Below are 9,137 nucleotides of genomic sequence, written 5' to 3'. Positions count from 1 at the left end.
ACTATAAATACTCCCAATAAAAATACAAGCAAACTTTTGTTTACCTTTGGTTTAGAAACCGATGTTGATGTACTTATTTGTTTAGAAACTGGTGTTGATGTATCCATTTGTTTATATCCCCCTTTTATTTAATATAATCTGAATTCTACCTCAATTATTTTCCCCTAGAAACAAATTAATTTTATGAAGAATCCAGTATTTAACTGTTACATTTCAGATTTATAAAAATCTGTTTTATCTATATTTTCAGAACTTGCTATATCTAATGCTTACATTTTTGTTCTTTTTTATTTTTGAAATCGTTTTCCTTTTTTGTGCAAATAGCTTCTCCCCTATTTTTTATTACATTACGTGAAAATTCTAGCTCTTTTCATCCCTAAATTTCTCTATCCTTTTAGTATTCTTCAATTTAATCCACTTCACATTATAACGTACTCAATTTCATTATATTACTTTTTGTCTATATTTCAACCATTTTAATAAATTCAGATTTATCTAACAATTCCACTATATATACCCTATGGCAGATAATAACTACCGTACGAATTATTACTATTTTCATAACTTTAATATTGTGGTATATTCATACGAGGAGGAAGTCATCATGTCGAAATTTTATGTAAAATATTTAACTCTATTTATTGGTTTAGGTGCATACAATACCTTTTTACCAGTATATTTAGAAAATACCCTAGGATTTAGTTCATCACAAGTGGGTATGGTAGTATCAATACCATCTATAATCGGTATTATTTTTGTTCCTATATGGGGACTTATAAGTGATTTAATGAAAAAACAAAAATCCATTCTTTGGATAAATATACTAATGTCACTTTTATTTACAGGGCTTTACATTATTACTGATTCATTTATACCAATACTTGTAGTAGCTACATTCCTTGAAATGTTTAGGAATTCTATATTGCCTTTAACAGATTCTATAACTACTTCATACTGTAGGGAAAATAATAAAAACTACGGTGGAATAAGAGTAATTGGTTCTATGTCATTTGCTATATCTTCTTTCTTGTGTGGTCAGCTTATAAAAATGACTAATAGTAACCTTATGTTCTTTTATGTTTTTATGGTTAGTATGATAGGATGTTTAATAATAACACCTACTTTAGATGCTACAAGTAAAATTGAACATAAAGAAAAGCTAAACTTAAAAGAAGATTTACCAAAATTATTTAAAAATAGAGCTTATATACTTATTCTAATTTGTGGAGTATGTGTTGCCTCATTAACAGAAGCTATGATGGCATATCAAGGGATACATCTGATGAGCCTTGGGGCTGGACCTGAGCTAGTTGGACTACTTACTGTATTTATGGTTATTCCAGAACTTTTCTTTATGGTAAAGAGTAAGGGTTTACTTGAGAAATACGGAATGGTAAAGATGATAAGTTTTGCCAGTTGTGCTCTTTTGATTAGATGGATAGTTTATGCATTAACATCTAATCCATTGGTATTTATGTTAGCTACATCTATGCATGGTATTGCTATTTCTATTATAATAATCTGTGCGTTTGATTTTATTGGTAAGGTTGTAGATAAAAAGCTTTATACTACATCTATGACTGTTTATACCTTTACAATTGGTGTTTCTTATTCTCTTATGAAGCTATTATACGGAGCAATGATAGATTTATTTGGAATAAACTCTATATTTATTTTTTCTATTGGAGTTTCATTATTCAGCTTTGTAGTTTTAAGATGGATAATGAATTTAGATGTTGTTAATGATAAAAATGCTGAAGTGGTATAGATAAAATTGAGTACCTTAAAATAGCTTTTATAGTTTATTTTAAGGTACTTTTTTATTCTTTTTATATGGTCTGATAGAACAATCCATCTCTTGTACAATAGAAATACAATCTACCATGACCTTGTTTACGGAATCTAAATTCCATATTCCACTCAGGATATTGCTTTACAATAAGAGCTCTATCCCCTCTAACATAAGCTAAAAAAGAAATGTAATGTTCTTTTTTCATCTCATGTTTAGAAGTTACAAATAATTCATCTTCTACAGGTTCTATTTCAAGTACATGAACATTTTCTGATTTTTTTGCTGCTAATGGCTCTAATTTTTTTCCGCAACATGAAATAGTTGCCTCTCCTGTAGCTGTCATTAGGTTATTACACTGTGCACATACATAAAACTTTAATTTATTCATATTTCCTCCTACTAATTCGTTTAAATTTATTTCACCTGATAAAATTCCATCAATACTTATTTCAAGTATCTGTGATAATTCTTGAAGCAAAGAAATATCAGGACATCCTTGACCTCGTTCCCATTTGCTTATTGTTTTGTCACTTATGTTCATTTCATCAGCTATTTGTTTTTGAGTCATATTTTTTTCTTTTCTCAATTGATATATTAATTTGCCAATTTTCTTACAATCCATTGGTATCACCTCTTAATATTAATTTAAACTATTTAGTAATATCATTCAATAAACGAATCGTAGAGTACGTATTTTTATACTACTTAAATTGTTTTAATAACACAGCTTTTTAATCAAATGGCTTATTCAATACTTTTTCAATAAATACTTTTATAAGTTCTGGATCAAACTGAAGACCTGCATTTATTTTTAGTTCTTCTATAGCAACTTCCTCTGGCAAAGCATTACGATAACTTCTTTCCGAGATCATAGCATCATAAGAATCAACTATTGTAATAATCCTTGATTGGAGTGATATTTCTTTCCCCTTTAAACCTTTAGGATATCCCATTCCGTCCCATCTTTCATGATGAGCTAACACATATTCTGCCATTTCTGACATATCATTTACTGTACTAAGTATTCTATAGCCTATTTCTGGATGTCGCTTTATTTCTTTCCATTCTTCCTCTGTCAGTTGCCCTTGCTTATTTAGTACATTTTCCTCTATAGCTATTTTTCCTATATCATGAAGTAACCCAACAATTTTAAGTTCCTTGATTTCATCTTCCGCTAAACCAAGGGCTTTACCCATACTTTCGCATAATATTGAAACTCTGTGAGAGTGCTGTTCTTCTCTTTTGTTTTTTTCATGAAGAGTACTAATTATAGTATTTATAGTTTTTCCTCTCATGCTTGGACTTTCAAAGAGCTTTTTCTTATACATATTATCTTCTGCTTTTTTTAAAACATCTTGAATTTTTTCTTCCTCATTGTTCTTTGTTTCATATCCAAAAGAAACAGATATATCTACAGAACCCACTTTTTCTTTTAAGGCAATAGTTTTAATACGTTTAATAATTTGCTCTGCTTCATAAGTATCTGTTTTCGGTAACAGAATTACAAATTCATCACCTCCGAGTCTAGAAATAACATCAGTAACTCGGCATCCTCTCCTCATAACTTCTGCTACTTTTTTTAGAAATTCATCTCCTATGCCATGACCAAAAGAATCATTTACAAGCTTTAGACCGTTAACATCTGCCATAATAATAGTTAAAGGTAAAGGTAAACTTCTTTGTTCATCTAATCGGCTTAATTCTTCTTCAAAAAATCTTCTATTATATAAGCCTGTTAATTGATCATGATAGCTTAAATATTTCAATTTATTTTCACTTTTTTTTAATTCCAACTCATTTTGTTTTTGAACTGTGACATTTCTTGATATAGCCAAGACTTCTTTTTCATTATTTTTTACCATTCTAAGTTCATAATGCTGCAGTTTATTACAAAATTCCAATTCATATTCAAAGTTTTCCATTGCTCCACTTGTAAAAACTAATTGTATTTTTTCATAGGCTATTTTTGATATTTCTTTAGGCAGAACTTCCCAAAGGGTTTTTCCGATAAAAGCTTCCTTTGGCATTAACAAAAGACTCTCATCACTTGTCATACAATCTATAAAATGACCTTCAGAATCAATAACAAATAATAAATCAGGTATTGCTTCAATAATAGCTCTATTTTTCTTTTCTGCTAAATCAATTTTTTTTACAAGACTGCTTAGTAATAAATAAAGTATAATTGAAGTTACAATAACATATAGGAAGCCTTTGTATGTACTCATAATTAAAAACATACCACTATTACTAGCGAGTCTATTTGCAATTCTATCTGAAAAGTAGATCCAAATAAATCCACTTATCAAGTATATTAGGAATATCTTAATACATTCAAATTTAAATTTATTTTTTTTATTAATCCTTAAAATTGAGTAAATTTTCTTTATTGTTGATACAAACATAGCATACCTCCATTACCATTATATTAAATTCGATTGCGCTCGATTTATTATTCTTCAATAATTTTATTCCTTCAAAAAACAAATTTATATATTTTTCTACAATTAATTTACCATAATTTGGAACTTCATGTAAATGCCTTATCTCATTAATTCTAATCTAATTCATTAACACAAACAAAATAAATTGCGTTCACAATTTGTTAACCTACCCCAAAGGGTTTTCTCACTAAGTTTTTTAGAATTTTCTACATAAAAAAATCCCCTAAAGGGGACCTTGAGTGGCTAAACCAACTACAATCTATCTATGCTTCATTAATATTCAATACTATACCATGTAATTTATCTAAAAGCATAGTTTCATTTATTTTTTCTTTTGTCATTAACGCACTACAACTATAAAAAGCTACGGGTAGCTCACCTTTGGTCCAACCAAGCCCTAAGTCGAAACATTGCTTATATATATCAGACACCATAAAGCCTAATGCTTCAAGAGAATACCTTAGTGTCTCTGGGTAAATACACGGTTGTCCTTGCTGTTTAAGACAAGTGATACATTTTGTACATGATCCTGGTGGCAACCCAACAGTGTTATCTATATCCTTTTCAATCTCAATTAATTTATCTGTCATCTGATCTTTGATATCATTGAATGCATACATAGAAATGGCACTACTGATGTCAACCACCTCATCTGGTTTCTCTTTTATATAGTTGTTGAAGACCCTTGATGATAAGTTAGCTATTTCCAGCTTATCTATTTGTGCTTTAATAGGTTGTGTATCTATTTCAGTCATAATAATTGTGGCGTAATTATAAGGCTCTAGATAACTTGTCGTATCAAACATAAAATCAGGACAACTAAAGTTCTTACCATAGTTATTACATCTTTGACAATATCCTAAGACTTCCTCATTTTTATATGCTTCAAACAGTGTTGCTTTTTTTAATTGTTTTAATCTTACTTTTACAGGCAATTTCATATTCATACCTCCCGCGACTTTATAAACTAATATAAGTATATCATACTCCTATATTTCTACTGGTATTGCTTTATAGTTCATATGATCTAAAAACTTTTTAAATCCTTCTAGTTCTATATTTACCATTTTTGTATTTACATTAGGATGAAAATTTAGGTTTTGACCATCTAAAACATCTTTATCTATGTATAATTGTACTTCTTTATTTTTATCATTTATAATTGAAAATGGATTTACACTTCCAGGAGTAAGACCTAATGTATTATATAATCTTTCAGGTGATGCAAAAGATAATCGGCTACTTCCTATTTGATCCCTTAAATCTCTAAGATCCACTCCTTTGTCATCTCTTACTACAACTAAGTAGTACTTATCTCCTTTTGAGTTTCTTAAAAATAAGTTCTTGCAATGATTGCCCTTAACTATATCTTTTATAATTTTTAGCTGTTCTGCTGTATATATAGGTTCATGTTCAAACACCTCATATACTATATCTAATTCATTTAATACGTTATATACTTTGTTTTCGTTATTCATTTTTTCCTCCTCTTTTGCTTTATTTATGATTTTAATTACGCTACCAGTGTTGTTATATAAAAATCTCTAAAATAGCATAACTTGTCCATTTCATCTTTTATATTAACCTATCCTTAAACCCTTTTTATATTTAAGAACTCCATCTTCCATAGTTAATTCAATTACTCCTGTTTCATTTAAATATTCAACATAGGGCCTTAACATTTTTTCTATCATGGAATATTTATATATATTTTTTACACCTATATTCCATTTTTTAATAATGGAACCTACAATATTTTCCATTGTCATATCATCATCTATGACATCATATACTCTTGTAGCTCTGTTCTTATAGAAATCTATATTGTCACTTATAAGTTTTGTAATATCATCATACATACCTTTGTGCGCAACTATATATTTTCTACATTTTAAATCATAAAGCTTTTTTTTACTTTCTAAATCCTCTTTTAGTATAAATGAGTAAGGAATTTGTGCTCCCTTCATGACTTCATAGCTTATGAGGCTATCTCCTAAATATGCAACATCATCAGGAGTGATAATGCATATATGAGAAGGACTATGTCCTGGTGTGTGAAGAATTTTAAATTTAATATCGCATACATATATACTATCTTGGTTATCCAAAATCATAATATCTGTTTTGCAAACCATATGTTCAAAATTATCTGTTACATGAGATAATGTCTGATTACTATAATAAACCTTGAGATTGACCGTTGAACTACAAATAAGAGCCTCATAAGCTGGCATAGCAATAATGCAGTTATATTTATTCTTAAAATATGCAATATTTCCTATATGATCTATATGAGAATGACTGCATATTATACCAACTATCTTAAAGTTGTTCTTTTTCAGAAACTCATCTATTCCTTCTCTCTCTACTTCTGCCAAACCTGAATCTAACATAATAATTTCTTCATCATTAACCTTATAAAAAGGTATGTATGTCATTCCAGTATCAATACAAAATGTATTTCCTTTCACTTTTTTTATAACCATATACTTCCTCCGAATTTTCAAGTTTCTATATATTATTAATAAACAAATTAATGTAACCCATTTACATTGGAATTAACAATGATTCTAAAGATTAGAAATCCTCCTCATTTATGATACCATCTTATCTACTCTAAGTGAGAATTTTTTTATAAATTACCTCGGGGATATAATTTCTAATATTACTGATACTGTATGATATTCACTTTGAATTAAATACCCTTGAGCGTATAATGAGAATTTTTAAATCATTATATCATATTATAAAAACTCTAGCAGATAGCTAGAGTTTATAATTAATTATTCCTTTTTCTAGATTATATATATGTTTAAAACCTTGCATCACTAGTAAATTACATGCTGTAATGCTTCTATGTCCGCTTCTACAATATATTATTACCTTTTTATCTTTATATTCTTCTATCTCATCTATATTATATAATAAATCATGTAATTGAATATTTATTGAATTTTGTATTCTTTTTTCTTCATACTCATCTTTATTTCTTATGTCTATTAATAATACATCTTCTTTCATTAATTCTCTTAATTTTTTATTATTTATATTTGTATAATTCATCTAAGTCACCTCTATATGCTTTTTAGAATTTATACCCTAAATAGAATATAGAAAATCATTTAATTCTTATACCAAATAGTTCCTATAAAAGTCTTTATAATCTGAGTCAATGTTACCAAACCAAGTATAAGACTTATATAATAAAATGCTCTTATTTCTTCTGTTGAATATATCAATGTAAACCCTATAAACGAAATTACAAATATAACCATAGTAATGTTCATAATAGTTACTATTTTTTTTAACTTTGGCTTTCTTTTAATGTATAGCATCAATACTACTAACATTAAAAGAATTAGAGCTAGTATAGCTGCATATTGTATATTTGTTATAGGATATTTCTCTTCCCAAATATAATTTTTATGTATGACGTGTCGTAACATCCCCATCTTCTTGTGCGTAAAGTAATTTATCATATACGCTCCAATTAACATCAAGACTTCTAATATAGTAGTCATTATATAAAGAATCTTCTTCGCTTTTTCCATATAAATATCAACTTCCTTGTCTATAATATAAGATAAGCACTGTAATTAGTACAGTGCTTATCCTATGATTATTTATTTTCTATAATTTATTTTGCAGCTTTATCTGTTGGTAGTTTATCTACTGTAGTATACTCATAATTTTCACTGTTTGGATCTCCTACTTGTACAGGAAGATCTTTATTCATTTGCCATTCGTACCAACCACCATCATAAACACTCATTCCTTCCCATCCTGCATCATAAGCGATTAACCAAGGAACTGAAGCTCTCCATCCAGTACCACAATAGAATGAAAGTTCATTATCTTTAGCAATATCAGAATCTGACCATAATTTTTCCATTTCTTCAGCTGTTATAACAGTTCCATCTTGATGTAAATAGTCTTCCATATTGTACGGATCGCTTCCTGCATGACCCCAAACTGCACCTTTAGGCTCACCAGCTCTATCAATATAAGTGTATCCACTTGTTTTACCATCAAACTCTGTTTTACTTCTTATACTTACTAAACGGAAGTTAGAATCATCTTTTAATTTTTCTTGAACTTGGTCTATAGACATCCAATATTCTGGATGTGCAGGAACAGTTGTCCCAAAATCTTTTGCTGGAGTTGCTTTTTCTATTTCAGTTTCTGTTTTGTATCCAGATTTTTCCCATGCATCAAGTCCTCCATTTAAGACTTTTACATTCTCAACCCCTGCCCAAAGATATGCGTATGCAACTCTACTTGCAGCAGAAATATCTGTTCCATATAATATAACAGTTTTATCTTTTGTAACTCCTAAATCTAACATACCTTTTTCAACCACTTTAGGTTCTGATATATTCCAAATCGGCTCACATTCAACACTTGAAGTATCTACATGTAAAGCTCCTGGAAGATGTCCTTTTGTGTAACTTGGACTATCTTTATAATCCCCCCATGAAACTTCTAATATAGTGTAGTTTTTAGACTCTGGCTGATTTCCATCTATTACACTTTGTACCCATTCTGGTGATACAAAGACTTTTTTTGTATCTACTTGCTCAGCTTTTACATCTGTTTTCTCTTTTGTTTCGTTTTGTGACTCATTTGAAGATTTACTACATCCTGCTGCCATTGTTGCTACCATTGTAATTCCAACTAATGCACTAATTAATTTTTTTCTCATACATCTTCCTCCGTTATGATTTTCATTTTCTTAAAATAATTATACTTACAGATGATTTTAATAATTTTTTTAGCTATTTCAATAAAAATAAATCTATATTAATATCTTATCATGCATATTATAAATCTCCAATATTTATAGAAAAATACTATACTTAAACTTAGCATTATTTGTATTTTCTATACATAAAAAACTAGCT

9 protein-coding genes are annotated in these 9,137 nt (G+C 28.8%); 1 reads left to right on the top strand and 8 read right to left on the bottom strand.

Features of this window, described 5'->3' with window-relative positions:
- Positions 1 to 604: 604 nt before the first annotated feature.
- Positions 605 to 1,768, top strand: coding sequence for an MFS transporter (locus tag VLM92_RS01525; RefSeq protein ID WP_325274591.1), 1,164 nt, complete (start codon positions 605 to 607; stop codon positions 1,766 to 1,768).
- Between the two features lie 61 nt (positions 1,769 to 1,829).
- On the opposite strand, the gene VLM92_RS01520 is transcribed toward VLM92_RS01525, so the two are convergent.
- The 8 genes from VLM92_RS01520 to VLM92_RS01485 all read right to left on the bottom strand — a co-directional run bounded on the left by VLM92_RS01520 (position 1,830) and on the right by VLM92_RS01485 (position 8,938).
- A complete protein-coding gene (locus VLM92_RS01520) occupies positions 1,830 to 2,414 on the bottom strand; it encodes a helix-turn-helix domain-containing protein (RefSeq protein WP_325274590.1) in 585 nt (194 codons plus the stop codon).
- A 109-nt stretch (positions 2,415 to 2,523) separates the two neighbouring features.
- Positions 2,524 to 4,020 carry an HD domain-containing phosphohydrolase gene (locus tag VLM92_RS01515; RefSeq protein ID WP_331681653.1) on the bottom strand — a complete coding sequence of 499 codons (1,497 nt, stop codon included), beginning with the start codon at positions 4,018 to 4,020 and terminating at the stop codon, positions 2,524 to 2,526.
- Between the two features lie 479 nt (positions 4,021 to 4,499).
- The gene (locus tag VLM92_RS01510) at positions 4,500 to 5,177 is read right to left on the bottom strand and encodes a DUF2284 domain-containing protein (RefSeq protein ID WP_325274588.1); all 678 of its coding nucleotides are present in this window, start codon (positions 5,175 to 5,177) and stop codon (positions 4,500 to 4,502) included.
- Between the two features lie 48 nt (positions 5,178 to 5,225).
- Positions 5,226 to 5,714, bottom strand: a complete 489-nt coding sequence (locus tag VLM92_RS01505) for a prolyl-tRNA synthetase associated domain-containing protein (protein ID WP_325274587.1) — start codon at positions 5,712 to 5,714, stop codon at positions 5,226 to 5,228.
- A 102-nt stretch (positions 5,715 to 5,816) separates the two neighbouring features.
- Positions 5,817 to 6,722, bottom strand: a complete 906-nt coding sequence (locus tag VLM92_RS01500; protein WP_325274586.1) for an MBL fold metallo-hydrolase — start codon at positions 6,720 to 6,722, stop codon at positions 5,817 to 5,819.
- A gap of 280 nt (positions 6,723 to 7,002) precedes the next feature.
- A complete protein-coding gene (locus tag VLM92_RS01495; RefSeq protein ID WP_325274585.1) occupies positions 7,003 to 7,299 on the bottom strand; it encodes a rhodanese-like domain-containing protein in 297 nt (98 codons plus the stop codon).
- Between the two features lie 59 nt (positions 7,300 to 7,358).
- Positions 7,359 to 7,787: a hypothetical protein gene (locus VLM92_RS01490; RefSeq protein ID WP_325274584.1), complete on the bottom strand. Its 429-nt coding sequence runs from the start codon at positions 7,785 to 7,787 to the stop codon at positions 7,359 to 7,361.
- Between the two features lie 86 nt (positions 7,788 to 7,873).
- Complete coding sequence (locus tag VLM92_RS01485; protein WP_325274583.1) at positions 7,874 to 8,938, bottom strand: sulfurtransferase; 1,065 nt, start codon at positions 8,936 to 8,938, stop codon at positions 7,874 to 7,876.
- Between the last annotated feature and the right edge of the window lie 199 nt (positions 8,939 to 9,137).

Origin of the sequence: Romboutsia sp. (assembly GCF_035470145.1) — a bacterium.
Taxonomy (GTDB): domain Bacteria; phylum Bacillota; class Clostridia; order Peptostreptococcales; family Peptostreptococcaceae; genus Romboutsia_D.
This window is presented reverse-complemented; position numbering and strand designations above follow the sequence as displayed.

Coding starts and splice junctions, on each gene's coding strand:
- VLM92_RS01490 (WP_325274584.1), bottom strand. CDS start 7,787: ATGGAAAAAGCGAAGAAGATTCTTTATATAATGACTACTATATTAGAA.
- VLM92_RS01525 (WP_325274591.1), top strand. CDS start 605: ATGTCGAAATTTTATGTAAAATATTTAACTCTATTTATTGGTTTAGGT.
- VLM92_RS01510 (WP_325274588.1), bottom strand. CDS start 5,177: ATGAAATTGCCTGTAAAAGTAAGATTAAAACAATTAAAAAAAGCAACA.
- VLM92_RS01515 (WP_331681653.1), bottom strand. CDS start 4,020: ATGAGTACATACAAAGGCTTCCTATATGTTATTGTAACTTCAATTATA.
- VLM92_RS01505 (WP_325274587.1), bottom strand. CDS start 5,714: ATGAATAACGAAAACAAAGTATATAACGTATTAAATGAATTAGATATA.
- VLM92_RS01485 (WP_325274583.1), bottom strand. CDS start 8,938: ATGAGAAAAAAATTAATTAGTGCATTAGTTGGAATTACAATGGTAGCA.
- VLM92_RS01495 (WP_325274585.1), bottom strand. CDS start 7,299: ATGAATTATACAAATATAAATAATAAAAAATTAAGAGAATTAATGAAA.
- VLM92_RS01500 (WP_325274586.1), bottom strand. CDS start 6,722: ATGGTTATAAAAAAAGTGAAAGGAAATACATTTTGTATTGATACTGGA.
- VLM92_RS01520 (WP_325274590.1), bottom strand. CDS start 2,414: ATGGATTGTAAGAAAATTGGCAAATTAATATATCAATTGAGAAAAGAA.